The organism is Streptomyces sp. HUAS YS2, assembly GCF_033343995.1.
In the GTDB taxonomy this organism is placed as follows: Bacteria; Actinomycetota; Actinomycetes; order Streptomycetales; family Streptomycetaceae; genus Streptomyces; species Streptomyces solicathayae.
Genome location: NZ_CP137573.1, coordinates 6,632,044 through 6,658,719, shown reverse-complemented (window position 1 = coordinate 6,658,719; position 26,676 = coordinate 6,632,044). Strand labels below are relative to the sequence as shown.

Genomic DNA, 26,676 nt, shown 5'->3' with positions numbered 1-26,676 from the left:
CGGGAGGAACCGATCGTGCCGTCCCCCACGAAGCAGAGAGTCACGCTGCTCGCGTCCGGCGTCGCCGCCGCCGGACTGCTGTTCAGCTCGCTCTCGGGCGGAGTCTCGTACGCCGCCGACAACGAGAGCTGTCGCCCCGACGGGCTGTACAAGACCCCGGGCGTCGACGTCCCCTACTGCTCCGTCTACGACACCGAGGGCCGCGAGAAGATGGGCGCGGACCACCAGCGCCGGGTCATCGGATACTTCACCGGCTGGCGCACCGGGAAGAACGGCGAGCCCGCCTACCTCGCCAACAACATCCCGTGGGACAAGATCACCCACATCAACTACGCCTTCGGGCACATCGGTTCCGACAACAAGCTGTCGGTCGGCACGGACGGGCCGAACAACGCGGCCACCGGCATGACCTGGCCGGGCGTCGCGGGCGCGGAGATGGACCCGGCGTACGCGTACAAAGGCCACTTCAACCTGCTCAACAAGTTCAAGAAGCAGCACCCGGCCGTCAAGACGCTGATCTCGGTCGGCGGCTGGGCCGAGACCGGCGGCTACTTCGACGACAACGGCACCCGGGTGAACTCCGGCGGCTTCTACTCGATGGCCACCAACGCGGACGGCTCGGTCAACCAGGCCGGCATCGACACCTTCGCGGACTCGGCCGTCGCCTTCGTCAAGAAGTACGGGTTCAACGGCGTCGACATCGACTACGAGTACCCGACGACGATGAAGGACGCGGGCAACCCGCTCGACTGGCAGCTCTCCAACGCCCGCCGCGCGGGCCTGGTCAAGGGCTACGACGCGCTGATGAAGTCGCTGCGCGAGAAGCTCGACCGGGCCGGCGCCGCCGACGGCAGGCACTACCTGCTGACCGTCGCCGCGCCCTCCTCCGGCTACCTGCTGCGCGGCATGGAGACCTTCCAGATGCAGAAGTATCTGGACTACGTCAACATCATGTCCTACGACCTGCACGGCGCCTGGAACGAGTACGTGGGCCCGAACGCCTCGCTCTTCGACGACGGCAAGGACGCCGAACTGGCAGCCGCGGGCGTCTACGGATCCTCCCAGTACGGCGGCATCGGCTACCTCAACACCGACTGGGCGTACCACTACTTCCGCGGCTCGATGCCGGCCGGCCGGATCAACATCGGCCTGCCGTACTACACCCGCGGCCACAAGAACGTGCAGGGCGGCACCGACGGTCTGTGGGGCAAGGCCGCCGCGACCACCTGCCCGGCCGGCGCCGGCCTGACCAAGTGCGGCGACGGGGCGGTCGGCATCGACAACCTGTGGCACGACAAGGACACCAACGGCGCCGAGTCGCCGGCCGGTTCCAACCCGATGTGGCACGCCAAGAACCTGGAGAAGGGGATCGTCGGCGACTACGTCACGCAGTACGGCTTCCCCGCGAACACCAGGCTGACCGGCACCTACGCCCGCAAGTACGACGCCACGCTGGTCGCGCCGTGGCTGTGGAACGCCGAGAAGAAGGTCTTCCTCTCCACGGAGGACGAGCAGTCGGTGGCCGCCAAGGCCGACTACGTGGTGGACCGCGGCATCGGCGGCACCATGGTCTGGGAGATGGCCGGCGACTACGCCTGGAACGCGGCCAAGGGCCAGTACGAGATGGGCTCCACGCTCACCTCGCTGATGTACGACAAGTTCAAGGCGGCCGGCCCGTACGGCGCGAAGAAGTCCGACAAGGCCCTGCCGGCGCAGGCGGTGAACGTGGGCGTGGAGTTCGGCGAGTTCAAGCTCGGCGACTCCAACTACCCGATCACGCCCAAGCTGAAGATCACGAACAACACGAACACCGCGCTGCCGGGCGGCACGGAGTTCCAGTTCGACTACGCGACGGCCGCGCCGGGCAACGCCTCCGACCAGTCCGGCTTCGGCACCAAGGTGATCAGCAGCGACCACACCGGAAGCAATGTGGGCGGCCTGAAGGGCAACTTCCACCGGGTGTCGCTGAAGCTCCCGGCCTGGCAGTCGCTGGCCCCGGGCGCGAGCGTGGACCTGGCGTTCAACTACTACCTCCCGGTCTCCACGCCGTCGAACTGGACGGTCGGCATCAACGGCGCGCAGTACGCGCTCGCCGGTGACCTGACGCGCGGCGCCTCGGTGGTCGAGCCGGGCGGCTCGACGCCCACGCCGACCCCGACCGACCCGACGCCCACTCCGACTCCGACTCCGACGAACCCCGGCACCTGCACGGCGCCGGCGTACGTGGCCGGTCAGATCTACAACGCCGGCAACGAGGTCGCGCACAAGGGCCACAAGTGGAAGGCCCAGTGGTGGACGCAGAACGAGGAGCCGGGCACGACCGGCGAGTGGGGCGTCTGGAAGGACCTCGGCGCCTGCTGACGTCCCGTCCCTGAAGGCTCCCGGCGGCGGACCACCCGGCCCTGCCGCCGCCGGGACACTCCCCGTCCGCGCCGCGACCCGCACGTGCGGGTCGCGGCGCGGACGTCCACGCTGGAGGGATGAGCACGATGCTGGTGACCGGCGGCACGGGAACGCTCGGGCGTCCCGTCTGCGAGAAGCTGCGCGCGGACGGGCACGAGGTACGGGTGCTGAGCCGGCACTCCCCGCCGTACGCCGTCGACCTGCGCGAGGGCGGACCGCTCCTGGACCGGGCGGTCGACGGCGTGGACGCGGTCGTCCACTGCGCCAACGTGCTGCGCCGCGACGAGGCGTCGACCCGGAACCTGATCGAGGCCGCGCGCCGGGCCGGGGTCCCCCACCTGGTGTACATCTCGATCGTCGGCGTCGACCGCGTACCGCTGGGCTACTACAAGGCCAAGCTGGCCGCCGAGCGGATGTTCGAGCGGTCCGGGCTCGGCTGGACGGTTCTTAGGGCCACCCAGTTCCACGACCTGATCCTGCAGCTGCTCCAGGGGCTGGCGAAGCCGCCGGTGATGCTCCTGCCGAAAGGCGTCCCCGACCAGCCGCTGGAGGTGACGGAGGTCGCCGCCCGGCTGGCGGAGCTGTCCGCGGGTCCCCCGGTCGGCCGGGCCGCGGACATGGGCGGCCCGGAGATCCTCACCTTCGCCGAGCTGGCCCGCGCCTACCTGGCGGCGGCCGGGAGGCAGCGCCGGCTGGTCGAGGTGCCGCTGCCGGGGCGCGTCTACCGGGGCCTGCGGCACGGCGGCCACCTCGCGCCGGAGCACACGGTGGGGCGGGTGACGTTCGAGGAGTTCCTGGCGCGGAGGTTCGGGGCGGACTCCGCGTCCTAGCTCAGGGCGCGCCCGGCCCGAAGAGCTCGTCCTGGGCGGCGTCGCGCGCCGCGAGCAGCGCGCCGCGCAGGACGGCGCCGTCGCCGAGCGCCGTCGGCCGGACGTCGGTGCGCAGCGGGGAGAGCCGGGCGAGGCGGGCCTCGACGCGGGCCGCGAGCGGCTCGCCGCCCGCGTGGCCGGTCCGGCCGCCGAGGACGACGCAGCCGGGGTCGAGGACCGAGACGACCGCCGCGGCGCCGACCGCCAGCCGCTCGGCAAGGGCGTCGAGGAACGCACCGTCGCCCGAGGCGAGGGCGGTCCGCGGGTCGAGCCCGTGCCGTGCCGCCAGCGCGTCGACCGCCGCGGCGCAGGCCAGTTCGTGGAAGCCGCCCGCGCAGTCGGTCGCCGAAGGCAGCCCGGAGGTGCCCGGCACCGGAAGGAAGCCCAGCTCGCCCGCGCCGCCCGAGGCCCCCCGGCGCAGCCGGCCGTCCAGGACGACGGCCGCGCCGACGCCCTGGCCCAGCCACACCAGGACGAAGGTGTCGCGGTCGCGGGCCGCGCCGACGCGCTGCTCGGCGACCGCGGCCAGGTTGGTCTCGTTCTCGATCAGGACGGTCGCGGGGATCCGTCCCTGCAGGGCGGGCACCAGGCGCCGGTGCCAGGCGGGCAGCCCGGAGGAGTCGTTCAGCTCCCCCGTCGCCGGGTCGATCAGACCGGGCGCGCCGATGCCGACACTGTGCAGCCGGGCGACGCCGGCGTCCTTGGCGGTGCGCTCCAGGAGCGCGACGGCCTGTTCGACGGCGGGGCCGGGCGCCGGTTCGGCGGCGGTGCCGTCGCCGACGGGCAGGGTCGCCTCGGCGAGCGTGGTGCCGAGCAGGTCGGCGACGACGACGGTGACCGAGTCGGTGCGCACGTCGAGCGCGGCGAGATGGGCCCGGTCGGCGGCGATGCCGTACAGCTTGGCGTTGGGGCCGCGGCGCTCGGCGCCGGCCTCCCCCACGACCCGGACGAGCCCGGAGCCCTGGAGCCGTTCGACGAGGTCGGCGACGGTGGGCCGGGACAGTCCGGTGAGCGTCTTCAGTTGTGTCGCCGTCAACGGGCCCTCGTCCTGGAGCAGGCGCAGGGCGAGCCGGTCGTTGATGGCCCGGGCGGTGCTCGGGGATGCGGCCATGCGGGGATCCTCTCAGACGCTCGGCTGTCGGCCCGGCCGGCGCTCTATTTATCAGGCAGGGTTCCTGATAGTTTACGCGGCACCGCGATTCCAGAGGGACAGGGAGGGGCCCATGACGGGCGAGACCACGAGCCGGACCGGCTTCACTACCGAACGGCTGCGGCGGGCCCGGTTCGCCGTCGCCGCCGTCTTCTGCGTGCACGGCGCCGTCACCGGCAGCTTCGCGACCCGCATCCCGTGGATCCAGGAGCACGCCGGCGTCGGAGCCGGGCAGCTGGGCCTGGCCCTCGCCTTCCCGGCCGTCGGCGCGTCCCTGGCGATGCCCCTCGCCGGGGCGATCAGCCACCGCTTCGGCGCGCGCAACGCGCTGCGCGGCCTGCTCGCCCTGTGGACGGCGGCGCTGATCCCGCCCTCCCTCGCGCCGAACGTGTACGGGCTCTGCGCCGCGCTGCTCGTGTACGGCGCCACCGCGGGCATGTCCGACGTGGCGATGAACGCGCTCGGCGTCGAGACCGAGAACCGGCTGGGCAAGTCGATCATGTCCAGCCTGCACGGCATGTGGAGCGCGGGCGCCCTGATCGGTTCCGCCGCCGGCACCGTCGCCGCCCACCTCGGCACGGACGCCCGGCTGCACCACGTGCTCGCCGCCGGCGTGCTCACCGTGCTCGGCCTGGTCTGCTGTCAGGGCGTGCTCGACCTGCACAGCGCCCCCGACGAGGAGCCGCCGCCGCGCTTCACCCTGCCGCCGAGGTCGGCGCTGGTCATCGGCGCGATCGGATTCTGCGGGGTGTTCGCGGAGGGCGCGAGCCTGGACTGGTCGGCGGTGTACCTGGAGGACGAGCTCGGCGCCTCGGCCGGGCTCGCGGCGGGCTGCACCACCGCGTTCGCGCTGACGATGACGGTGGCCCGACTGGCCGGCGACCGGGTCGTGGACCGGTTCGGCCCGGTACGGACGGTCCGGGTCGGTGGCGCGGCGGCGACGCTCGGCGGTGTCCTGGTGGTCCTCGCCCCGCATCCGGCGGTCGCGATGGCCGGTTTCGGACTGATGGGGCTCGGCGTCGCGGTCGTCGTGCCGCTGGCCTTCGCGGCGGCGGCGCGCAGCGGCCCGAACCCCAGCCAGGCCATCGCGGGCGTCGCGACCATCACGTACACCTCGGGTCTGATCGCCCCCTCGGCGATCGGCGGCATCGCCGACGCGACCTCGCTGACGTTCTCCTTCGGACTGGTCACCCTGCTCGCCGTCGGCCTGGTGCTCGGCGCCGGGGTGCTCCGGCCCGGCGGCCGGGGCACCGCGAAGGCCGTGGTGGCCGAGAGCGTGCCGGATCCCCGCTGACCAGCGGCGCACTACCATATGGCTGATCATTTTTCGGCCGATGTATCGCACGGCGAACCGGCCACCGGAACCGCAGAACGGGAGCGACCTCATGAACCTCGGCGTGCGCTGGAGTCTGCACGGCGACGGACGGACACCCGCTCCCGGCGCCGTCGTCCGGCCGGACGAACGGCTGTCCTGGCCGCGTACGTTCGGCCTCGGGGCCCAGCACGTGGTGGCCATGTTCGGCGCCTCCTTCGTGGCGCCCGTCCTGATGGGTCTCGACCCGAACCTGGCGATCATGATGTCCGGGGTCGCGACCATCGTCTTCCTGCTCGCGACGCGCGGCACGATCCCGTCGTACCTCGGCTGCTCGCTCGCCTTCGTCGGCGTGGCCGCGGCGATCCGGGCCTCCGGCGGCACCAGCGCCACGGTCACCGGCGCGGTGTTCGTCGTCGGCGGAGTGCTCTTCCTGGCCGGTCTCGCGGTCCGGAAGTTCGGCGCCCGGATCATCCACGCGACGATGCCGCCGATCGTGACCGGCGCGGTCGTCATGCTGATCGGCTTCAACCTGGCGCCGGTGACGGCGTCGGTGTACTGGCCGCAGGACCAGTGGACGGCGCTGCTCGTGATGCTGTTCACCGGTCTCGCCGTGGTCTGTCTGCGCGGCTTCTGGTCGCGGATCGCGATCTTCCTGGGCCTGATCTTCGGCTACGGCATCTCCTGGGTCTTCGACCTGGTCTTCGGCAAGATCCACTCGATGGGCCCGGGAGGCCAGGTCACCGACCACTGGCGGCTCGACCTGTCGGGCGTCGCCAAGGCGGACTGGGTCGGTCTGCCGACCCTGCACGGCCCCAGCTTCGAGTGGTCGGCGATCCTGGTCGCCCTGCCGGTCGTGATCGCGCTGATCGCCGAGAACGCCGGACACGTCAAGGCCGTCGGCGAGATGACCGGGGACCGGCTCGACGACAAGCTGGGCACCGCGATCGCCGCCGACGGCGCCGCGTCCATGCTGTCGACCGCGGTGGGCGGCCCGCCGAACACCACGTACTCCGAGAACATCGGCGTCATGGCCGCCACCCGCGTCTACTCCACCGCCGCCTACTGGGCCGCGGCCGGCTTCGCGCTCCTCTTCGGCCTCTGCCCCAAGTTCGGCGCGGTCGTCGCCGCGATCCCCGGCGGCGTCCTCGGCGGCATCACCGTGATCCTTTACGGCATGATCGGCCTGCTCGGCGCGCAGATCTGGATCAACGCCAAGGTCGACCTGCGCAACCCGCTCAACCTGGTGCCGGCCGCGGCGGGCATCATCATCGGCGTCGGCGGCGTGAAGCTGACCTTCACCGACACCTTCGAACTCGGTGGCATCGCGCTGGGCACCCTGGTCGTCATCACCGGCTACCACGTCCTGCGCGCCTTCGCCCCGGCCCACATGAAGGAGCAGGAGCCGCTCCTCGACGAGGGCACCAGCTCGTACGACGAGGACACCGATCCGGCGAAGTCCTGAGCTGTTCGCCCGTTCCGGTGAGCCCGGGGCCGAGGAGTTCCCTCCCGGCCCCGGCGACTGGGAACCTGCCCCCATGGCGCAGATCGGGCAATTCATGGCGGTCGACCCCGTGGTGGACCGGATGCGGGCGCTGCGATCGGCCTGGCATCCGGCCGACGGGGTCGCGGTGTTCAACCGGATCTATCTGACCGTCACCGAGGAGATCGGCCGTGCCATCGAGGCGGGCGCGTTCGGCGACCGGCGGGCCGCGGCGACCCTCGACGTACGGTTCGCCCGGCGCTATCTGACCGTCGTCGACGCCTGTGCGACGGGCGCGCCCGTGCCGGCCTGCTGGCGGCCGCTGTTCCACTACCGGCGCCATCCCGGGGTGCGGCCGCTGCAGTTCGCCCTTGCCGGGATCAACGCGCACATCGGCCACGACCTCGCCCTCGCGGTGGTCGACACCTGTGACGCGCTCGACTGCGCGCCGCGCGACCTGGAGGACGAGTTCGACCAGGTCGGCGACCTGCTGGTGCTGCTGGAGGAGCGGATCCGCGAGGAGCTGATGCCCGGCCCGGACCTGCTGGAGATCACGGATCCGCTGACGCACCTGCTGGGCTGCTGGAGCCTGGAGCGGGCCCGCGACGGGGCCTGGTTCGCGGCCCGCTCGTTGTGGCAGCTGCGCGGACTGCCCGACCTGGCCGAGGAGTTCACGGAACGCCTCGACCGGTCGGTGGGTCTGGTGGGGCGGATGCTGCTCACGCCGCTCGCACGGTGCGGCTGAACGCTCGCGCGTCCGCTCACGTTCCGCTGCGGCCGCCCCGCTCCCCCGACGTGCCTCAGTCCTCCGGAAGTTCCACGGGGGCGATCTCGTCGTACACGTCGCCCGGACCCGGGTTGGTGGCGTCGGTCGCGCCGCCGAGGTGGTGCATCACGCCCCACACCGCGTTCAGCGCCGTCTGCACCGCGCCCTCGGCCCAGCCGGCCGTCCACGAGATGTCGTCGCCCGCGAGGAAGATGCCCCGCTTGTCCTCGGGCAGCCGGTCCTGCATGAAGTGCGTGAACAGGCGGCGCTGGTAGCGGTAGTGGCCCGGCAGGTTGGCCTTGAACGCGCCCATGAAGTAGGGCTCGTTCTCCCAGGACACGGTCACCGGGTTGCCGATGATGTGCTTCCGGATGTCTACCTTCGGGTAGATCTCGCCGAGCGACTTGAGCATGACCTCCATCCGCTCCTGGGCGGACAGCGGCAGCCACTTCAGGCTGTCGTCGCACCAGGTGTACGAGAGGCAGATGACGGCCGGCTTGTCCGGGCCGTCGTCCAGGAGGTAGGTGCCGCGGGTCATCCGGTCGGTCAGCGTCATCGACATGACGTCCCGGCCGGTCTCCTCGTCCTTGTCCAGCCAGAACGGCCGGTCGACGGGCACGAACAGCTTCGAGGACTCCATGTAGTGGGTGCGCTCGATCGCCGTCCAGTGGTCGATCGGGAAGAGCGTGTCGTCGCAGGCGATCTTCGACAGCAGCATCCAGGACTGGGCGGTGAAGATAGCCGCCTGGTAGGTGCGGATGTCGCCGGAGGCGTCGGTGACGGTGATCCGGTTGCCGGCGGCGCGGGTCAGCCGGGTCACGGCCGGACGCGGGTCGCCCTCGTGCAGCGACTGCAGCGAGGTGCCCTGCGCCCAGTGGACGATCTTCTCCGGCTCGCGCTCCCACAGGCGGAGCGGCAGCTGCTGCGAGCCGCCGACGATGCCGCGGTGGTGGTCGTCGGCCTCGGTGTAGACGACGCGCAGGATCTCCAGGATGGAGTTCGGGAAGTCGGTGTCCCAGCCGCCGGTGCCGAAGCCGACCTGGCCGAAGATCTCCCGGTGGCGGAAGGACTTGAAGGCCTCGGAGTCGCACAGGAAGCCGTAGAAGGTCTGGTTGTCGAGCTTCTCGACGAGCTTCGCCCAGATCTCACGGATCCGCGGGACGTCGCGCTCTCGCATGGCGCGGTTCATGTCGGAGAAGTCGGCGCCCTCGTCGAGGCACTTGTTCCAGGCCTCGGCGACGTCGCGGTAGACCTGCGGCAGGTCGTCGATGGTCTCGGCGTAGTGGGACTCGCCCTTGAGGTCGACGACCGTCGACGGGGTGGCCTCGGCCAGCGGGTTCGGGAACGGCGCGGTCTTCAGGCCGACCAGGTCGATGTAGTGCTGCAGGGCGGTGGAGGACGGCGGGAAGCGCATCGCGCCCATCTCCGCGGTCAGCCCCTCGGTCTCCGGGCCCTCGAAGCCGACGGTGCGCAGCCGGCCGCCGATCTGGTCCGCCTCGTACACGACGGGCTTGAGGCCCATCTTCATCAGCTCGTACGCGGCGATGATGCCGGAGAGCCCGCCGCCGATGACGGCCACCTCGGTGCCGTGCTCGGTCGCGGGTATCTGGCCGAGGCCGGCCGGGTGGGCGAGGAAGTCGTCGTACGCGTACGGGAAGTCCGGACCGAACATGGTGATCGGCGGCGATGCGTCGGTGTGCGGGACAGCGGTGGGCACCGTGGACGTCATGAGGTCGGACTCCTTGCGGGACAAGACGGGGGAGGGAGAAAGGCTGAGGGTGACGCTCGGGTCGGACCGGTCTACTCGGTCAGGGCGGAGTAGAAGCCGGGGCGCCGGTCCCGCAGATACGGGTTGGCGGCGCGGGAGGCGGCCAGCAGCTCCGGGTCGACGTCGCCGACGACCAGTTCCGTGCCGCGGCCGGCCCGGGCGCGGGCGGTGCCGTCGGGCCCGGCCAGCGCGGACAGGCCGACGAAGTCGTACGGGCCCTCGGGCCCGGTCCGGTTCACGTACGCCACGTACATCTGGTTCTCGAAGGCGCGCACCGGGATCACGGACTCGGCGACGAACTCGAAGGGGTGCATCTGCGCCGTCGGCACGGCCAGGAGGTCGGTCCCGGCGAGCGCGTGGGCCCGGACGTTCTCCGGGAACTCGACGTCGTAGCAGATCATCAGGCCGAGGGTGAGGCCGTTCAGCTCCGCCTGCACGACCGGCTCGTCGCCGGCGGTGAACCACTTCTGCTCGAAGTCGCCGAAGAGGTGCGTCTTGCGGTAGTGCGCGAGCCGGGCGCCGTCGGGCCCGATCAGCTGCGCCGCGTTGTACAGGGCCTCCCCCGCGCGCTCCGGGTACCCGTACACGATCGCCAGGCCGTGCCGCACGGCGACGGCGGCGACGGCTTCGGAGCCGGGGCCGTCGGCGGCCTCGGCCAGCCGGGCGAGGTCCTCGCCGATGGCGTAGCCGGTGAGGAACAGCTCCGGGGCGATCAGCAGCCCGGCGCCCGCGGCGGCGGCGCGGGAGGCCGCGTCGTCGAGGGCGGCGAGGTTCGCGGGGACGTCGCCGGGAACGCCGGAGCTCTGGAGCAGGGCGGTGCGCAGCGGCGGCATGGGCGGACCTCGGTCGGGTGAAGAAGAGGTGGAGAGGAGACGTCAAAACCGTACGGTTCGGACTCCCGCCCGGACAAGGCGAGACCGTTGCGGACCGACCGTCGAACCGTTGCGCGGTTTCTCGGGTCCGCGGCGATTCGTTGCGCGCGGTTTCCTCCGCAGGTCGTACGTCTCCCCCGCCGCGCGGCGGAGACGGGAACCGTCCTGCGGCCCGACGCCCGGCGGCGGACCGGGCGGAAGAGTGGTGGTCGTCCGGTTGACCAGCGGAAAGGACCACCTCATGAACCGCCGTACGAAGATCGCCGCCGTTGCCGCCGCGTTGCTGATGACCGCGGGGGCGGCGGGCTCCGCCGTCGCCTCGGGCGACGGCGCGAGCGGCAACCGGGAGGCGGCGGCGCTGACCGGCTCGGCGAAGCTCTACCGGCCGGCCGGGGACGACATCACCATGAGCTTCGACGCGCACCTGGCGAAGGACGTGCCGCCCTCGGAGGCGACGGGCACCTTCAGCTTCAGCCACTACAAGGGCGAGTTCGCGGCGGCGGCCGACGTGAAGGTCGACTGTCTGGTCACGGGCGGCAAGGTGGCCGTGGTGACGGGCGTGATCACCCGCGGGGAGGGGCTGCTCGCCCCGGCCGTCGGCAAGCGCGTCGGCATCTCCGTGCACGATACGGGCAAGGGGCGGGACCGTCTGGGCTACAGCTGGATGGCGTCCAACAACCCGCTGAAGGACGAGGTGCCGAAGTGCACCAGCGCCGCCCCCTTCGAGCGGACGAAGGAGGGCACCGGCGACCTCAGGGTGCTGCCGTGGGAGTTCGAGTACCCCACCGAGTAGCCCGCGAGCCGCCCCACGGGGGTGGGCGGGCGGCGCGCGGTGCGGGAACCACGGCCCGCACCGCACCGGCCGCCGCGGCCCGCGGGGCTACGCGGGCGAGCCCGAGGAGAAGCGTCGCAGCAGCGGCGAGAGCACCAGGACGGACTTGGTGCGCTCCACGAAGGGCTCGCCCGCGATCCGTTCCAGGACCCGCTCGAAGTGCCGCATGTCGGAGGCGAAGACCTGGACGACGGCGTCCGCGTCGCCGGTGACGGTCGACGCGGACACCACCTCGGGGTACCGCTCCAGACCTCGCCGGATGTCGTCCGGCGAGGTGTTGTGGCGACAGTAGATCTCGACGAACCCCTCGGTCTCCCAGCCGAGCGCCGCCGGGTCCACCCGTACGGTGAAGCCGGTGATGGCGCCCTCGGCCCGCAGCCGGTCCACCCGCCGCTTCACGGCGGGGGCGGACAGGCCGACGAGCGAGCCGATGTCGGCGTACGAGCGACGGGCGTCCTCCGCGAGGGCGTGGACGATGCGTTCGTCGAGGTCGTTGAGTCGCACTACGGGTGGATCACTTCTCTGCTGATGCTTCGGTGGCCAGGCGGGAGCGGCGCATGCCGTACAGGAAGTAGAACACGAGCCCGGCGGCCATCCAGCAACCGAAGACCACCCAGGTGACGGCGTCCAGGCTGAACATGTTGTACGCGCAGAACAGGAAGCCGAGCACCGGGAAGAGCCAGCCGAGCGGCACCTTGAAGGTGCGCGGCATGTCGGGGCGGGTGTAGCGCAGCACGATGACGGCGATGTTGACCAGGCCGAAGGCGAACAGCGTGCCGATGCTGGTGGCGTCGACGAGCTTGCCCAGCGGGATCACGGAGGCGAGCGCGCCGCAGAACAGCGAGACGATGACGGTGTTCACGCGCGGCGTGCCGGTCTTGCCGTTGACCTTGGCGAAGACCTTCGGCACCAGACCGTCGCGGGACATCGCGAACAGCACGCGGGTCTGGCCGTAGAGCACGGTCAGGACGACGCTGGCGATGGAGATGACGGCGCCGAGGGCGAGCAGGGTGCCCCAGAAGGTCTGGCCGGTGACGTCGTTCATGATCGCCGCGAGGGTGGCCTCGGAGCCCTCGAAGTCCTTCCAGTTCCACGCGCCGACGGCGACGGCGGCGACCAGCACGTAGAGGACGGTGACGATGAGCAGCGAGAGCATGATCGCGCGCGGCAGGTCGCGCTTCGGGTCCTTCGCCTCCTCACCGGCCGTGGAGGCGGCGTCGAAGCCGATGTACGAGAAGAACAGGCTGGCGCCGGCGGCGCTGACGCCTGCCATGCCGAGCGGCATGAAGTCCTTGTAGTTGCCGGACTTGAAGCCCATGAAGCCGATGGCGCAGAACAGCACCAGGGCCGCGATCTTCACGAACACCATGATGGTGTTGACGACGGCGGACTCACGGGCGCCGCCCAGCAGGAAGACCATGGCGAGCAGCACGACGATCAGACCGGGCAGGTTGATCACGCCGCCCTCGCCGGGGGCCGAGGAGAGCATGGCGGGGATGGTGACGCCGATGGTGCCGTCGAGCAGCTCGTTGAGGTACTCGCCCCAGCCGACCGCGACCGCGGCGACGGAGACGCCGTACTCCAGGACCAGACACCAGCCGCACACCCAGGCGACGAGTTCGCCCATCGTTGCGTACGCGTACGAGTAGGAGGAGCCGGCCACCGGTATGGCGCCGGCCAGCTCGGCGTACGAGAGGGCGGAGAAGAGCGCCGTGAGGCCGGCGATGACGAACGCCAGGGTGACCGCGGGGCCGGCCTTCGGGACGGCGTCGCCGAGCACGACGAAGATGCCGGTGCCGAGCGTGGCACCGATGCTGATCATGGTCAGCTGCCACATCGAGAGCGAGCGGCGGAGCGAGCCGCCCTCACCCTGGCCACCCTCGGCGACCAGGCGTTCTACCGGCTTGCGCCGGGTCAGGGCGGAGAGCCCGGAGGTCTTGCGGGAGGTGGTCTCGTCGACCGGTGGGGCTGCGCCGTGGTCCAGCACTGCGGAGGCTCCTTATCGCTGCCTGTCGAGGGCGCGACGACCGCGGCGGCGCGTGGGCATGCGGAAGCATGCCCACGAGGGAGGGGAACCGCCGAGCGGGCGGTCGACGCCACTCCTGGTACGGGGCACGAGCCTAAGGGTTGAGCCGTTGCGGTTGTAATGCAGGGTTGTTGCGCACCGGCAGATGATCATTGCGCGCTCGCGGCACAGACGGGGAAACATTGCGCCCCGGTGCACGAATCCACACATCGGGGCCTGAAGCGCCCCCTCGCGGTCATTGACTCCTCGAGCTCTTTGACCCACCCTGCACAGCCATGGACCGGGACGGGACATGGCAGGACGCGGGGCCCTTTCTGCGGGGCACGGCCTGGTTCGACGAGACGGGCCGGGTGGTGCGCGCCGATCCCGGGGACCTCGACCGGCTGCCCTGGGACGCGGCCGAACGGGCGGCGCTGCCGATCGGCGTACGGCTGGAGTTCACGGCCGCGCCGGGCACCAGGGCGGTGGCGGTCCACTATCGCGCCAGGGTCCCCGGACGGGGTGAAGGGCTGCGCGAGCTGGCGCACTGCTTCGCGCTGTGGGAGGGCGGGACGCTGGTCGGCGAGACCTTCGCCCGGCCGGCCGAGGACGCCGTGGTGACGCTCGAACTGCCGCCCCGGCCGGGCCCGTTCACGATCCATCCGCCGGAGCCGGCGGCCCCGCGACTGCTCCGGCTGCGCGGGCTCGGCGGCGCGGTGGCGCCCGCCCCGCCCCAGCCCCGCTGGGTGGTGCACGGCGACTCGATCACCGAGGGCTGGTGGTCCACCCGCCCCGCGCACTCCTGGCCGGCCGCCGCGGGCCGCGCGCTCAACCTGGACGCGGTCAATCTGGGCTACGCGGGCGGAGCGCGCGGCGAGCTGCCGATCGCGGAGCACCTGGCGGCGCTGCCCGCAGATCTGCTCACGCTCGCGTTCGGCACCAACTGCTGGGGCCGGGTCCCGCACTCCGCCCCGCTGCTGTACGAGACCACCCGGGCGTTCCTGGCGCTGGTACGGGCCGGCCAGCCGCGCACTCCCCTGCTGCTCGTCTCCCCCGTGCTGCGCCCGGAGGCCGAGGCCACCCGCAACGCGCTGGGCGCGACCCTGGCGGAGCTGCGGACGGCCATGGAGGAGGCCGTACGCGACCGCGTGGCGGCCGGCGACGCGCGGCTGGCCCTGTTGCCCGGCCGCGGTCTGCTGGGCCCTCAGGACCTCGCGGACGGCCTCCACCCGAACGACCGCGGGCACGCCCGGCTGGCCGCGGCGGTCGCCGGGGCGCTGCGGGACGCGGGGTTCGTCGGCCCCGCCGCCTGACCGGGATTCGTGCGCGGTTCGGCGCGGCCCTGCGTCCGGCCGCGTACGGGAACGCCGAGGACCCCCGGGGAAGATTCCCCGGGGGCCCTCGGCGACGACGGGCTCCGGTCGGTCGGAGTCCGCGCCGGGACTAGCTCCAGCTGGCGTGCAGCGGCTTGCCCTCGGCATAGCCGGCGGCGCTCTGGATGCCGACGACGGCCTTCTCCTCGAACTCGGCCAGCGAGGCCGCGCCCGCGTAGGTGCAGGAGGAGCGGACGCCCGCGATGATCGAGTCGATCAGGTCCTCGACGCCCGGACGGGCCGGGTCGAGGAACATCCGCGAGGTGGAGATGCCCTCCTCGAACAGCGCCTTGCGGGCCCGGTCGTACGCGGACTCGTCGCTGGTGCGGTTCTTCACGGCGCGCGCGGAGGCCATGCCGAAGGACTCCTTGTAGGCACGGCCCTGGGCGTCGTGCTGGAGGTCGCCCGGGGACTCGTACGTACCGGCGAACCAGGAGCCGATCATCACGTTGGAGGCGCCGGCGGCGAGCGCCATGGCGACGTCGCGCGGGTGCCGGACGCCACCGTCGGCCCAGACGTGCTTGCCGTACTTCTTCGCCTCGGCGGCGCACTCCAGGACAGCCGAGAACTGGGGCCGGCCGACGCCGGTCATCATGCGGGTGGTGCACATGGCGCCGGGGCCGACGCCGACCTTGATGATGTCCGCGCCCGCCTCGACGAGGTCCTTGACGCCCTCGGCGGCGACGATGTTGCCCGCGACGATCGGGACGTGCGGGTCGAGGCCGCGGACGGCCTTGATCGCGGAGATCATCGACTCCTGGTGGCCGTGCGCGGTGTCGATGACGAGCGTGTCGACACCCGCGTCGAGGAGCTGCTTGGCCTTGCCCACGAAGTCGCCGTTGATGCCGACGGCGGCGGCGATGCGCAGCTTGCCGTCGGCGTCGGTGGCCGGGGTGTACAGGGTGGCGCGCAGCGCGCCCTTGCGGGTGAGGATGCCGACCAGGCGGCCGTCGGCGTCCACGGCGGGGGCGTAGCGGCGGTTGTGATGGTCGAGGGTGTTGAAGGCCTCGCGCGGCTCGATGTCCGCGTCGAGCAGCAGCAGGTCCTTGGACATGACCTCGGACAGCTGCGTGAAGCGGTCCACGCCGGTCAGGTCCGCGTCGGTGACGACGCCGACGGGGCGGCGGTCGGCGTCCACCACGACCCCGGCATCGTGCGCCCGCTTGGGCAGCAGCGCGAGCGCGTCGGCGACGGTCTGGTGGGGCTCCAGGACGATCGGCGTGTCCAGGACGTGGTGGCGGCTCTTGACCCAGCCGATGACGTCGGTGACGACCTCGATCGGGATGTCCTGCGGGATCACGACGAGGCCGCCGCGACGCGCGACCGTCTCGGCCATGCGGCGGCCGGCAATGGCGGTCATGTTGGCCACGACCAGCGGGATCGTCGTCCCGGTGCCGTCGGGCGACGCGAGGTCCACGGCCTGCCGGGAACCCACGGCCGAGCGGCTCGGCACCATGAACACATCGTCGTACGTCAGGTCGTACGGCGGCTTGACGTCATTGAGGAAACGCACGTGCTGAACATCCCAGTCGATCGGATCGGCCCCTAGGCATTTCAGCCAGGGGAAAAAGCACGTAGTTCATTCTCCCACGGGGGTCCCGTTCTCCGGCCGTGGCGCATCATCCAGGACTTGCGCCGGGCCGTTCGTCGGATCCTCCAAGGGCGAGGAGCACGGTGAGGCGGGTGGGGCGTTCGTCGACCGCCGAGGCGAAGACCTCCTGGGCCGTCGCCCAGTCGTCCGGGCGGGCGTCCGCATAAGCGTGCCACCCGCGCACGACGAGCGCAGTGGGTTCGGCCAGATCGGTGAGGCAGTCCGCGAGCGCGTCCCAGTTCCGTCCGAACCAGTCGGGCAGCCGCAGCGCGCCGGCGCAGCGGTCCATGAAGGCGGCCTTGTCCGTCACGCCGGTCAGGTCGAGGACGACGGCGTCATCGATCCGCATCGGGCAGCACCTCCCGGAACGACGCGTAGTGGTCGTCGGTGTAGTAGTCCTCGCCGCCCCGGCCGGTGACGATCCGGCGCGCGCCGCGGTCGTCCTCTCCCGGGGTGCGGACGGTGTACTCGCGGTAGTACCCGCGCTTGTGCGGCGGCAGGATCCGCTCGAAGTTGCCGAAGACCGCGCCGTCCTTCTCGTACGGGAAGGGGCCGCCGGCCGCGATGAGCCGGAGGGTCTCGCGCGCCTCGGGCGGCAGCTCGGAGACGCGGACGACCGGCAGCCCGGAGGTACCGGTCGGGGTCGGGGCGGCGGGGGCACGGGCCCCGCTCGCGGCGGACGAGCAGCCGACGAGCAGCCCCAGGGACAGCAGGGCGCCGAGCAGACGGAGGAGCATGCCCCGACGTTACGGCGCGCCCGGACGTGGGGCGGGGCGCACACACCCGTAAGGGTGGCGGGCCCCGCCTCGCCGCGACGGACCGCGGCAACTGCCCCTGGTGCGTCAGGAGCCGTCCGGGTCCGCTCGGTCGAGAGCGGGACGCGGGCCGGGGGTCGCCTCGCTGAGCAGGTAGTCGGCCGCGGAGCGGTCGGTGACCAGGCTGGTCACCAGGCCGGAGCGCAGCACCGCGCCGATCGCCGCCGCCTTCCGCTGGCCGCCGGCGATCGCCACGACCTCCGGGATACGGCGGAGCCGGTCCGCCTCGACCGTGATGCACCGCTCGCCGAGGTCGCGGCCGACGCGGCGGCCCTCCGCGTCGAAGAGGTGCGCGGACATCTCGGCCGCGACGCCCAGGGAGGCGTAGTGGGCGCGCTCCTCGTCCGAGAGCATGTCGTGGACGGTGGAGATGCCCGGCTCCCAGGAGCCGATGGAGACACAGGCGACGGTGACCTTGTCGAAGTACTCGAAGGCCCGCGCGATACCGGTCTGGTTGCGCAGCGCCGCCGCCGTGGCGGGGTCGGGCAGCAGCATCGGCGCGTAGATCGGGTGCGCCTCGCCGCCGGAGACCTGGGCGGCCCGGCGGACCGCCTCGACCGAGCCGCGCTCGGCGGTCCCCGCGTCGTACACGCCGGTGAGCTGCACGACCGTGCAGGGCGGCAGGCGGTCGAGCGCCGCCGCCATGTGGATGGTCGAACGGCCCCAGGCCAGGCCGAGGACGTCGCCCTCGTTCACCAGCTCGCCCAGCAGATCGGCCGCGACCTCGCCGAGGTTCTCCGGGTCGGGCGACTCGTCCTCGCCCTCGGCCGGGGACTCGACGACGACCGCGTGTCGCAGCCCGAACCGCGCGCGGAGCGCGTCGGAGCGTTCGGCGTCCAGCTCGGCGGGGACGCGGATCTCGATACGGACGAGATCGCGCTCCAGCGCCGTCTCCAGGACGCGGGCGACCTTGAAGCGGCTGACGCCGAACTCCTCCGCGATCTGGATCTTGGACTTGCCCTCCAGGTAGAAGCGACGCGCCATGGCCGCCGCCTGCACCAGCTCCGCGGGGCCCATCCGCAGGGCTGATCGTCCCGCCGACATACCCGCCACCGCGATCTCCTCACTGCTGTTCATGTACTGCTGCCGCTGCTCACGCACTGCGCTTCAGGTACTGCTGTCCTGCTGCCCTGCCGCTGTCCACGTACTGCAGGTGTTCACACTCTGGACTCGCCGTCCATCCTGTCAGATCCGGCGATCCTTGATCAGTCCTGTCGGTCCGCCGTCGGACCGCGTTCATCTGCCCGAGGCTCAGTGGCCACACGCCCACGCCGCGGAGGCGGTCGCGGACTCGGCCTGCGCGCGCAGCGAGCGGACCGCCTCGGCCGGATCCCTGGCGCCGTAGACCGCCGAGCCCGCGACGAACACGTCCGCGCCGGCCTCGGCGCACCGCTCGATCGTCGACTCGGCGACCCCGCCGTCGACCTGCAGCCACAGCTCCAGGCCGTGCTTCGAGATCAGCTCACGGGTGCGGCGGATCTTCGGCAGCATGATGTCCAGGAACGCCTGGCCGCCGAAGCCGGGCTCCACGGTCATGATGAGCAGCATGTCGAGCTCGGGGAGCAGGTCCTCGTACGGCTCGATGGGCGTCGCCGGCTTGAGCGCCATGGACGCCCTGGCGCCCTTGGCCCGGACCTCCCGCGCCAGCCGGACCGGGGCGGCGGCCGCCTCGACGTGGAAGGTCACCGACCCGGCACCGGCCTCCACGTACTGCGGGGCCCAGCGGTCCGGGTCCTCGATCATCAGGTGGCAGTCCAGCGGGGTGTCCGTGGCCCGGCTCAGCGACTCGACCACGGGCACGCCCAGGGTCAGGTTGGGCACGAAGTGGTTGTCCATCACGTCGACATGCAGCCAGTCGGCCCCGTCGACCGCCTTCGCCTCCTCGGCGAGCCGGGCGAAGTCCGCGGACAGGATGCTGGGGTTGATCTGCGCCATGTGCCAAGCCTGCCATGCTCTTGAGCACTTCTTTGCCGCGAAGCGGTTTCGAGCGAGGTTCGGGACGAAAGTACGGAACACCGAACCGGTCTAGACCACGGCAATCCCGGCGATTCCGCCGCGAGGCACTCGGGCGGCGCGCGGCGGAACGACGGTACGGCGCTCAGGCGGTGCGACGGATCAGCGCCAGATACATGGCGTCCGTCCCGTGCATGTGCGGCCACAGCTGGACGTCCGGGCCGTCGCCGAGCGCGGGCACGCCGGGCATCATCGGACGGGCGTCGATCAGCTCGGCCCCGCCGACCTTCTTCAGCACGTCGTCGACGACGATCCGGGTCTCGGCGAGGTGCGGCGAGCAGGTCGCGTACCCGACGACACCACCGACCCGCACCGCCTTCAGCGCCTCGGTCAGCAGCCCGCGCTGCAGCGTCGCGAAACCGTCCAGGTCCTCCGGGCGGCGGCGCCAGCGGGCCTCGGGGCGGCGGCGCAGCGCGCCCAGACCCGAGCAGGGCACATCCATCAGGACCCGGTCGAAGGAGCCGGGCCGCCACGGCGGCCGGGTGCCGTCGGCGGCGATGACCTGGTACGGCCCGGGATTGCCGGCCAGCGCACGCTCGACCAGCCGGGCACGGTGCGGCTGCTTCTCGGAGGCCAGCAGCGTGGCGCCGCGCTCCGCGGCCAGCGCGCCGAGCAGGGCCGCCTTGCCGCCGGGGCCTGCGCAGCCGTCCAGCCAGCGCGCGTCGGGGCCCTCCAGGGGCGCGTCGGCCAGGGCGATCGCGACGAGCTGGCTGCCCTCGTCCTGGACGCCTGCCCGGCCGTCCTGCACGGCCTCGATCGCGCCGGGCTCGCCGCCCTCGGCGAGCCGCACCGCGTACGGGGACCACCGGCCCGGCAGGGTCTCGACGGCGGCCGCGAGTTCCTCGGTGGTGGAGCGGCCGGGGCGGGCGACGAGGGTGACCTCGGGGCGCTCGTTGTCTGCCTCCAGCAGGTCCTCGATGCCGGCCCGCCCGCCGCCGAGCGCGTCCCAGAGCGCCGAGACGACCCAGCGAGGGTGCGAGTGGACGACGGCCAGATGGTCCTCGGCGTCGTCCTCGTACGGCGGGGCGACCTGCTCGATCCAGCCGTCGAGGTCGTGCTGCGCGATGCGGCGCAGCACGGCGTTGACGAACTTGGCCCGGCCGTCGCCCAGCACCACGCGCGCCAGCTCGACGCTCGCGGAGACGGCGGCGTGGCTCGGGATCCTGGTCCCGAGCAGCTGGTGCGCGCCGAGCGACAGCACGTCCAGGACCGGCGGGTCGACCTCGCGCAGCGGCCGGTCGACGCAGGCCGAGATGATCGCGTCGTACGTGCCCTGCCGGCGCAGCGTCCCGTACACCAGCTCGGTCGCCAGCGCCGCGTCCCGCGCGTCGAACTTCTGCCCCTCCTTCTCCCGGGCCTTCTTCAGCAGCGGCGGCAGGACGAGGTTGGCGTAGGCGTCCCGCTCGTCCACCGCCCTCAGCGCCTCGAAGGCCAGGATCCGGACCGGGTCCTTCTGGGGACGTCGGTAGGGCTTGTGGGGACGGCGACGTGCCTGCTCGCTCAAAGGTGCTCCGCGTACGAAAGGAAGAGGGAATTGCCCCTTCAGCCTACGTCGGCGGCGCCGACCCGCTCCCCCGGGGCGATCCGGACCCCACGGGCCCAGTCCGCGGCGCGCATCGGCTTCTTGCCCTGCGGCTGGACCCAGAGCAGCTCCACGGCGTGCGAGCCGGTGCCGACGAACACGTTGTTCTTGCCGGCGGAGAGCTCGCCGGGGGCGAGGTCGGTGCGGTCCGGGACGAGGGCGGCCTGGATCAGCTTCAGGCGCTCGCCGCGGAAGACGGTCCAGGCGCCGGGCGCCGGGGTGCAGCCACGGACCACGCGGTCGACGCGCAGGGCGGGGGCGGCCCAGTCGACGTGGGCGTCCTCGACCTGGATCTTCGGGGCGAGGGTGATGCCCTCGGCGGGCTGCGGGACGGCCTTGAGGGTGCCGTCCTCGATGCCGTCCATGGTGGCGGCGAGCAGCCCGGCGCCGGCGAAGGCGAGCCGGGTGAGCAGGTCACCGCTGGTGTCGGTGGGGCGGACGTCCTCGGTGATCACGCCGTACACCGGGCCGGAGTCGAGACCCTCCTCGATCAGGAAGGTCGAGGCCCCGGTCACCTGGTCCCCCGCCATGAGGGAGTGCTGCACGGGCGCGGCGCCGCGCCAGGCGGGCAGCAGCGAGAAGTGCAGGTTGACCCACCCGTGGGCGGGGATGTCGAGGGCGACACGGGGCAGCAGCGCGCCGTAGGCGACGACGGGGCAGCAGTCCGGGGCGATCTCGCGCAGCCGGGCGAGGAACGCCTCGTCGCGCGGCCGCTCCGGCTTCAGGACCTCGATGCCGGCCTCCTCGGCGCGCTGGGCGACCGGGCTGGCGACGAGCCGCCGCCCGCGGCCGGCGGGCGCGTCGGGGCGGGTCACGACGGCGGCCACCTCGTGCCGGCCGGAGGCGAGCAGGGCGTCCAGGGCGGGGACGGCGACCTCGGGGGTGCCTGCGAAGACCAGCTTCACTCGGAAAAACCTCGTCTCGGGGCGATGGGGTACCTCCCTGCTCGAACGCAGCCGAGAGCTTGGGGGAGGGCAGCGCACCAGTCTAGGTCGTGCCGCCAGGGGGCGTACTCAGGTATGTGCGCCCTGTGCATATGCGTGTACGCCCCCGCACCGTGACCCAAGCTCCCGTGGCGCGTTGGTCAAGAGAGATTGACCCGAAACGGGCCGCCGCACTGCCGTGGCCCGACCCCTTTTCAACGCCGGTTCGAGAGGCTTTCACATGGCCGACCACGCAACCCACGACGCCCAAGCCCGGGCAAGTCTGCACCTGCTGGTGCGGGACATCGAGCGGGTCCGGCGGCAGGTGGACGCACTGCGCACGCTCACGGCCCAGCTGGGCAATGTGTACCGCCCGCGTCGCTCCGGCCCGTCGACGGGCTTCGTCGTCTACGGGCGCGCGCCCGCCCCGACCGTCCGCCTCGCGCAGGAGCTCCGGGACAGCGTCGAGACCCTGGTGACCGCGGCGGTGGACTTCGACCGCTCGCTGGGCTTCTCGTGGGACGCGGTGGGCTCGGCGCTCGGTGTCACCAAGCAGGCGGTCCACCGCCGCTACGGCGCGCGGCGCACGCCCCAGCAGGGTGTCGCCGTCGACCCCGACCACACGGAGCCGGGCACGACCCGCACGCTCCCGGTGCCCCCCGCCGTCCCGGCGGCCCGCTCGATGCCACCCCAGCCGACCGCAGCCGCCCACACCTTGCGCGACGACCCCCGCCCCACGGCCTTCCCCGGCCCCCGCAACGGCTGACACAGCAGAGAAGCCGGCCCGCCGCACCCCGCCCGGTCGCGAAGGGCCGGCTTCTGCACGTCCGGGCAGGAACTGAAGCCCATCGGCGGGCGCGAAGCTGCCGGGGACACCGCCCTGCCGGAGACGCCCACCGAGGGCGACGGCACCACCGGGAGCAAGGGCTCCCGGCGCGAAGCTGCCGGGCCAGGCGCAGGGCGAAGCCCCGCTGCCCCCATCAACCAGCCGGGCCGGGCGCAGGGCGAAGCCCCGCTGCCCCCCACCCACCAGCCGCGGGGGCCGCGGCGCCGGAGGCACCGGGAGCAAGGGCTCACGGCGCGAAGCCGCCGGGCCAGCAGCGGGGCGGAGCCCCGCTGCCCCCACCCCCTACTCCCACCCCCGGGGTCCGGGGCGGAGCCCCGGTTTCGGGAAGGGGCGGGGTGGGGGAACAACCGCCGGAGGCCCGCCCCGTCCCGCCCCGCTCAGCCGATGTCCGGGGGGTCGACGCGGATGCGGATCGGGGCCGGCTCGCCACGCGTCGAGCGCGCCGCTCTGGCCGCCTTGAGCGAAGCCGCCAGCGCCGCCCCGCTCCCCGGGGGCACCCGGAGCAGCGCTCGGTCCCAGGACTCGCCCGGCGGGGGGTCGCCGGGGCGCTGGGGGCCGCCCGGCCGGACCACCGGCAGCGGCACCGGGCCCAGGATCTCCGCGTCCGGCGGCAGCCGCGCCGCCGCCAGGAAGCCCGCGAGGGCCTCCTGGGGCCCCGCCACCGAGGCCATCCGGGAGACCGGCGGGAAACCCAGCTCGGCCCGCTCCGCGAGCTCCCGCTGCGCGTGGCCGACGGGGTCCCACCGCACCAGCGCCTGGACCGGCCGCAACGTCGGTTCCGCGACGACCACGACCGTCCCGCCGTCGCCCTGCCCGCGCACCAGCGAGGCCGCGTCGATCCAGCGCCGCAGCGCCTCCTCCCCGGCCCGCAGGTCGGGGCGGCTGAGCATGGCCCAGCCGTCGAGCAGCAGGGCAGCCGCGTAGCCGCCCTCCGCGACCGGTTCGGCGCCCGGCGTGGAGACGACGAGCGCGGGCCGCCCCGGCACCGAGTCGAGGACGTGGTCCCGCCCGGAGGTCCGTACCGGCACCGCCGGGAACGCCCGGCCCAGCTCCTCGGCGGTCCGCCGCGCGCCCACCACCTGCGCCCGCAGCCGCGTGGCGCCGCACTCCACGCAGTGCCAGTCGGGGGCACCGCGCCCGCACCAGCCGCAGCGCAGTTCCTGCTGCTCCGGTGCCTCCAGCGGACCGGCACAGTGCCGGCAGCGGGCGGGGGTACGGCAGCGCTCGCAGGCGAGCCGGGGCACGTACCCGCGCCGCGGCACCTGCACCAGCACCGGGCCGGTCTTCAGACCGTTCCGTACGGCCTCCCAGGCCAGCGACGGCAGCCGGGCCGCCCGCGCGGCCTCGTCGCGGGCCAGCTGCTCGTCGCCGACGGTGCGGACCCGCGGGGCCGCGGCCCGTACCTGTTCCCGCCCGGCGACCAGCGGCAGCGCCCACCCGGACTCGACGAGCTGTGCCGCCTCGACCGTGCAACTCGTGGAGCCGAGCAGGAACGCGCAGCGGTCGTGCGCGGCCCGCAGCAGCAGGACGTCCCGGGCGTGCGGCTGCGGTGCGTGCGGCTCGCTGTGGCTGCCGTCGCCGTCGTCCCAGATGACCACCAGGCCCAGGTCCCGTACCGGCGCGAACATGGCCGCGCGGGTGCCGACGACCGCGCGGACCGAGCCGCGCCGGACGGCGAGCCACTGGGCGTACCGCTTCTCGGGCCCGGCCTCGGCGGTGAGCACCGCGTGCCGCCCCTCCCCCAGGACCGCGGTCAGCGCCGCGTCGACCCGGGAGACGGCCCGCCCGTCGGGTACGACGACGAGTGCGCCGCGCCCCGAGGCGAGCGCGGCGGCGACGGCCCGGGCCAGCTCCTCGGCCCAGTGCGGCCCGGGCAGCGCGTTCCACACGGCCCGCGGCGAGCCGCCGCCGGCCAGCGACTCCAGGAACGCCGGCCCCCGCTCGTACCGCGCCCAGGTCCCCGGCTCCGGCGCGGCGGGCGGCGGCAGCGGCTCGGGTGACGGCTTGGACTCGGCGCGGGCGCTGCGCGGCGGGATCGCGAGCTGGAGGACGTCGGCCAGGCTGCCCGCGTACCGGTCGGCGACCGCGCGGGCGAGCCCGAGCAGCTCGGGTCCGAGCACCGGCTCGGGCGAGACGACGTCGGCGAGCGCGGCGAGCGGCCCGTTGTAGTCCGACGCGGCGAGCCGCTCGACGAGGAAGCCGTCGATCAGCCGCCCGCCCTCCCGCCGGCCGCCCCTGACCTGGTGCGACCCGGCCCCGAACCGGACGCGGACCCGGACGCCGGGCTGCGCGGCCTCGTCGAGCTCCTCGGGGACCGCGTAGTCGAAGTACCGGTCGAGATGGAGGACGCCCTTGTTGACCACGATCCGGGCGACGGGCAGCTCCTTGGCGAGCGCGGCCCCGCGCCAGGTGCGCGGCTTCGCGCGCGGGACCTTCGCCTTGCGCACGGTCTCCCGGATGAGCGCGAGCTGCTCGGGCGGCTCGCCGGCCGCCGCGCCGCCGCCCGCCGCCCCGTCGGGGATCTCGTTCTCGCTGCTCACAGTGCATTCCTACCAAACGGCGCCGACAACGCCGACGGCCCCGGACCGTGCGGTCCGGGGCCGTGCGGGCACGGTGGTGCGGGCGATCAGACGCCGGCGGCCTTGCGCAGCGCCTCCACGCGGTCGGTGCGCTCCCACGTGAAGTCGGGCAGCTCGCGGCCGAAGTGGCCGTACGCGGCCGTCTGCGCGTAGATCGGGCGCAGCAGGTCGAGGTCGCGGATGATCGCGGCCGGGCGGAGGTCGAAGACCTCGGCGATGGCGTGCTCGATCTTGTCCGTGTCGATCGTGTTGGTGCCGAAGGTCTCGACGAAGAGACCGACGGGCTCCGCCTTGCCGATCGCGTACGCGACCTGGACCTCGCAGCGCGAGGCGAGGCCGGCGGCCACGACGTTCTTGGCGACCCAGCGCATGGCGTACGCGGCCGAGCGGTCGACCTTGGACGGGTCCTTGCCGGAGAACGCGCCGCCGCCGTGGCGGGCCATGCCGCCGTACGTGTCGATGATGATCTTGCGGCCGGTGAGGCCGGCGTCGCCCATCGGGCCGCCGATCTCGAAGCGGCCGGTCGGGTTCACCAGGAGGCGGTAGCCGTCGGTGTCCAGCTTGATGCCGTCCTCGACGAGCTGCTTGAGCACGTGCTCGACGACGAACTCGCGGATGTCGGGCGCGAGCAGCGACTCGAGGTCGATGTCCGAGGCGTGCTGCGAGGACACCACGACCGTGTCGAGGCGGACGGCCTTGTCGCCGTCGTACTCGATGGTGACCTGGGTCTTGCCGTCGGGGCGCAGGTACGGGATGGTCCCGTTCTTGCGGACCTCGGTGAGGCGGCGGGAGAGCCGGTGGGCGAGGTGGATCGGGAGCGGCATCAGCTCGGGGGTCTCGTCCGACGCGTAGCCGAACATCAGGCCCTGGTCGCCGGCGCCCTGCTTGTCGAGCTCGTCCTCGTCGCCCTCGACGCGCTTCTCGTACGCCGTGTCGACGCCCTGCGCGATGTCCGGGGACTGCGACCCGATGGAGACCGAGACGCCGCAGGAGGCGCCGTCGAAGCCCTTCTTCGAGGAGTCGTACCCGATCTCGAGGATCTTGTTGCGCACCAGGGTGGGGATGTCCGCCCAGGCCTTGGTGGTCACCTCGCCGGCCACGTGGACGAGACCGGTGGTGATCAGGGTCTCCACGGCGACGCGGGAGGTGGGGTCCTCCCGGAGCAGCGCGTCGAGAATGGTGTCGCTGATCTGGTCAGCGATCTTGTCGGGGTGACCCTCGGTCACGGACTCCGAGGTGAACAGACGACGGGACACAACGCTCCCTGTGGTTGCAGCGGCTGCTGGCTGATCATTTGCGGAACAGCAGGGGGCTGCGCCCCGCGTCGTTCCGAGAACAGTTTATCGGGCGCTCTCGCCCGTTGGGCCAGGTGTCTCGCAAGGTGGGAGGCGGATCACCCGGGAGTAAGGCTTGTTCCGTACGGCGAATGGCCCCCCGCCTCACCCGAAAGGCCCAGTTCCGTACGGTTCGGTCCCTTGTGAGGGGAGAGAGAA

At 72.8% G+C, this 26,676-nt stretch carries 22 protein-coding genes; 8 read left to right on the top strand and 14 right to left on the bottom strand.

Going from position 1 to position 26,676, the window contains the following annotated elements:
* Positions 1 to 15 precede the first annotated feature (15 nt).
* The gene (locus R2D22_RS30875) at positions 16 to 2,361 is read left to right on the top strand and encodes a chitinase C-terminal domain-containing protein (RefSeq protein WP_318108183.1); all 2,346 of its coding nucleotides are present in this window, start codon (positions 16 to 18) and stop codon (positions 2,359 to 2,361) included.
* Positions 2,362 to 2,480: 119 nt separating this feature from the next.
* Positions 2,481 to 3,233: an SDR family oxidoreductase gene (locus R2D22_RS30870; protein ID WP_318108182.1), complete on the top strand. Its 753-nt coding sequence runs from the start codon at positions 2,481 to 2,483 to the stop codon at positions 3,231 to 3,233.
* Between the two features lies 1 nt (position 3,234).
* Here the strand turns inward: R2D22_RS30870 and R2D22_RS30865 are convergent, their stop codons facing one another.
* Positions 3,235 to 4,383 carry an ROK family transcriptional regulator gene (locus tag R2D22_RS30865; RefSeq protein WP_318108181.1) on the bottom strand — a complete coding sequence of 383 codons (1,149 nt, stop codon included), beginning with the start codon at positions 4,381 to 4,383 and terminating at the stop codon, positions 3,235 to 3,237.
* 112 nt (positions 4,384 to 4,495) lie between these two features.
* Here R2D22_RS30865 and R2D22_RS30860 point away from each other — a divergent pair, with 112 nt between their 5' ends.
* The 3 genes from R2D22_RS30860 (at position 4,496) to R2D22_RS30850 (ending at position 7,962) form a co-directional block, all read left to right on the top strand.
* Positions 4,496 to 5,716, top strand: coding sequence for an MFS transporter (locus tag R2D22_RS30860; protein WP_318108180.1), 1,221 nt, complete (start codon positions 4,496 to 4,498; stop codon positions 5,714 to 5,716).
* 91 nt (positions 5,717 to 5,807) lie between these two features.
* The gene (locus R2D22_RS30855; RefSeq protein ID WP_318108179.1) at positions 5,808 to 7,199 is read left to right on the top strand and encodes a uracil-xanthine permease family protein; all 1,392 of its coding nucleotides are present in this window, start codon (positions 5,808 to 5,810) and stop codon (positions 7,197 to 7,199) included.
* Between the two features lie 73 nt (positions 7,200 to 7,272).
* Positions 7,273 to 7,962, top strand: coding sequence for a DUF5995 family protein (locus R2D22_RS30850; RefSeq protein ID WP_318108177.1), 690 nt, complete (start codon positions 7,273 to 7,275; stop codon positions 7,960 to 7,962).
* A 55-nt stretch (positions 7,963 to 8,017) separates the two neighbouring features.
* Here R2D22_RS30850 and R2D22_RS30845 read toward each other — a convergent pair whose 3' ends face one another.
* Positions 8,018 to 9,712 carry a flavin monoamine oxidase family protein gene (locus R2D22_RS30845; protein ID WP_318108175.1) on the bottom strand — a complete coding sequence of 565 codons (1,695 nt, stop codon included), beginning with the start codon at positions 9,710 to 9,712 and terminating at the stop codon, positions 8,018 to 8,020.
* A 71-nt stretch (positions 9,713 to 9,783) separates the two neighbouring features.
* Positions 9,784 to 10,584: a carbon-nitrogen hydrolase family protein gene (locus R2D22_RS30840; RefSeq protein WP_318108174.1), complete on the bottom strand. Its 801-nt coding sequence runs from the start codon at positions 10,582 to 10,584 to the stop codon at positions 9,784 to 9,786.
* A 280-nt stretch (positions 10,585 to 10,864) separates the two neighbouring features.
* Here R2D22_RS30840 and R2D22_RS30835 point away from each other — a divergent pair, with 280 nt between their 5' ends.
* Positions 10,865 to 11,416 (top strand): Repetin, encoded by a 552-nt coding sequence (locus R2D22_RS30835; RefSeq protein ID WP_318108173.1) that lies wholly within the window; start codon positions 10,865 to 10,867, stop codon positions 11,414 to 11,416.
* 87 nt (positions 11,417 to 11,503) lie between these two features.
* Here the strand turns inward: R2D22_RS30835 and R2D22_RS30830 are convergent, their stop codons facing one another.
* A complete protein-coding gene (locus R2D22_RS30830) occupies positions 11,504 to 11,959 on the bottom strand; it encodes an Lrp/AsnC family transcriptional regulator (protein WP_015032260.1) in 456 nt (151 codons plus the stop codon).
* A gap of 10 nt (positions 11,960 to 11,969) precedes the next feature.
* The gene (locus tag R2D22_RS30825) at positions 11,970 to 13,442 is read right to left on the bottom strand and encodes an amino acid permease (RefSeq protein WP_318108169.1); all 1,473 of its coding nucleotides are present in this window, start codon (positions 13,440 to 13,442) and stop codon (positions 11,970 to 11,972) included.
* A 314-nt stretch (positions 13,443 to 13,756) separates the two neighbouring features.
* Between R2D22_RS30825 and R2D22_RS30820 the strand changes: the two genes are divergently transcribed.
* Positions 13,757 to 14,773, top strand: coding sequence for a GDSL-type esterase/lipase family protein (locus tag R2D22_RS30820; protein ID WP_318108167.1), 1,017 nt, complete (start codon positions 13,757 to 13,759; stop codon positions 14,771 to 14,773).
* Between the two features lie 130 nt (positions 14,774 to 14,903).
* On the opposite strand, the gene R2D22_RS30815 is transcribed toward R2D22_RS30820, so the two are convergent.
* From R2D22_RS30815 to fmt, 7 genes are all read right to left on the bottom strand, one after another.
* The gene (locus R2D22_RS30815; protein WP_318108165.1) at positions 14,904 to 16,346 is read right to left on the bottom strand and encodes a GuaB1 family IMP dehydrogenase-related protein; all 1,443 of its coding nucleotides are present in this window, start codon (positions 16,344 to 16,346) and stop codon (positions 14,904 to 14,906) included.
* Between the two features lie 106 nt (positions 16,347 to 16,452).
* Positions 16,453 to 16,773, bottom strand: a complete 321-nt coding sequence (locus tag R2D22_RS30810; protein ID WP_318108163.1) for a barstar family protein — start codon at positions 16,771 to 16,773, stop codon at positions 16,453 to 16,455.
* A complete protein-coding gene (locus R2D22_RS30805) occupies positions 16,760 to 17,161 on the bottom strand; it encodes a guanyl-specific ribonuclease (RefSeq protein ID WP_318108162.1) in 402 nt (133 codons plus the stop codon). Before R2D22_RS30805 ends, R2D22_RS30810 begins: the two co-directional genes overlap by 14 nt.
* A 105-nt stretch (positions 17,162 to 17,266) precedes the next feature.
* Positions 17,267 to 18,316: a sugar-binding transcriptional regulator gene (locus R2D22_RS30800; RefSeq protein WP_318110092.1), complete on the bottom strand. Its 1,050-nt coding sequence runs from the start codon at positions 18,314 to 18,316 to the stop codon at positions 17,267 to 17,269.
* A 174-nt stretch (positions 18,317 to 18,490) separates the two neighbouring features.
* Positions 18,491 to 19,174 carry a ribulose-phosphate 3-epimerase gene (gene rpe, locus R2D22_RS30795; protein WP_318108161.1) on the bottom strand — a complete coding sequence of 228 codons (684 nt, stop codon included), beginning with the start codon at positions 19,172 to 19,174 and terminating at the stop codon, positions 18,491 to 18,493.
* Between the two features lie 163 nt (positions 19,175 to 19,337).
* Entirely contained in the window at positions 19,338 to 20,756 is a 1,419-nt protein-coding gene (locus tag R2D22_RS30790; RefSeq protein WP_318108160.1) for an RsmB/NOP family class I SAM-dependent RNA methyltransferase, read from the bottom strand.
* Positions 20,757 to 20,794: 38 nt separating this feature from the next.
* Positions 20,795 to 21,739, bottom strand: a complete 945-nt coding sequence (gene fmt, locus R2D22_RS30785; protein WP_318108159.1) for a methionyl-tRNA formyltransferase — start codon at positions 21,737 to 21,739, stop codon at positions 20,795 to 20,797.
* 259 nt (positions 21,740 to 21,998) lie between these two features.
* Between fmt and R2D22_RS30780 the strand changes: the two genes are divergently transcribed.
* Positions 21,999 to 22,523 (top strand): hypothetical protein, encoded by a 525-nt coding sequence (locus R2D22_RS30780; RefSeq protein WP_318108158.1) that lies wholly within the window; start codon positions 21,999 to 22,001, stop codon positions 22,521 to 22,523.
* 458 nt (positions 22,524 to 22,981) lie between these two features.
* Here R2D22_RS30780 and R2D22_RS30775 read toward each other — a convergent pair whose 3' ends face one another.
* Together R2D22_RS30775 and metK are read right to left on the bottom strand one after the other, a co-directional pair.
* The gene (locus R2D22_RS30775; RefSeq protein WP_318108157.1) at positions 22,982 to 25,144 is read right to left on the bottom strand and encodes a primosomal protein N'; all 2,163 of its coding nucleotides are present in this window, start codon (positions 25,142 to 25,144) and stop codon (positions 22,982 to 22,984) included.
* An 86-nt stretch (positions 25,145 to 25,230) separates the two neighbouring features.
* A complete protein-coding gene (gene metK, locus R2D22_RS30770; RefSeq protein ID WP_318108156.1) occupies positions 25,231 to 26,439 on the bottom strand; it encodes a methionine adenosyltransferase in 1,209 nt (402 codons plus the stop codon).
* Positions 26,440 to 26,676 lie beyond the last annotated feature (237 nt).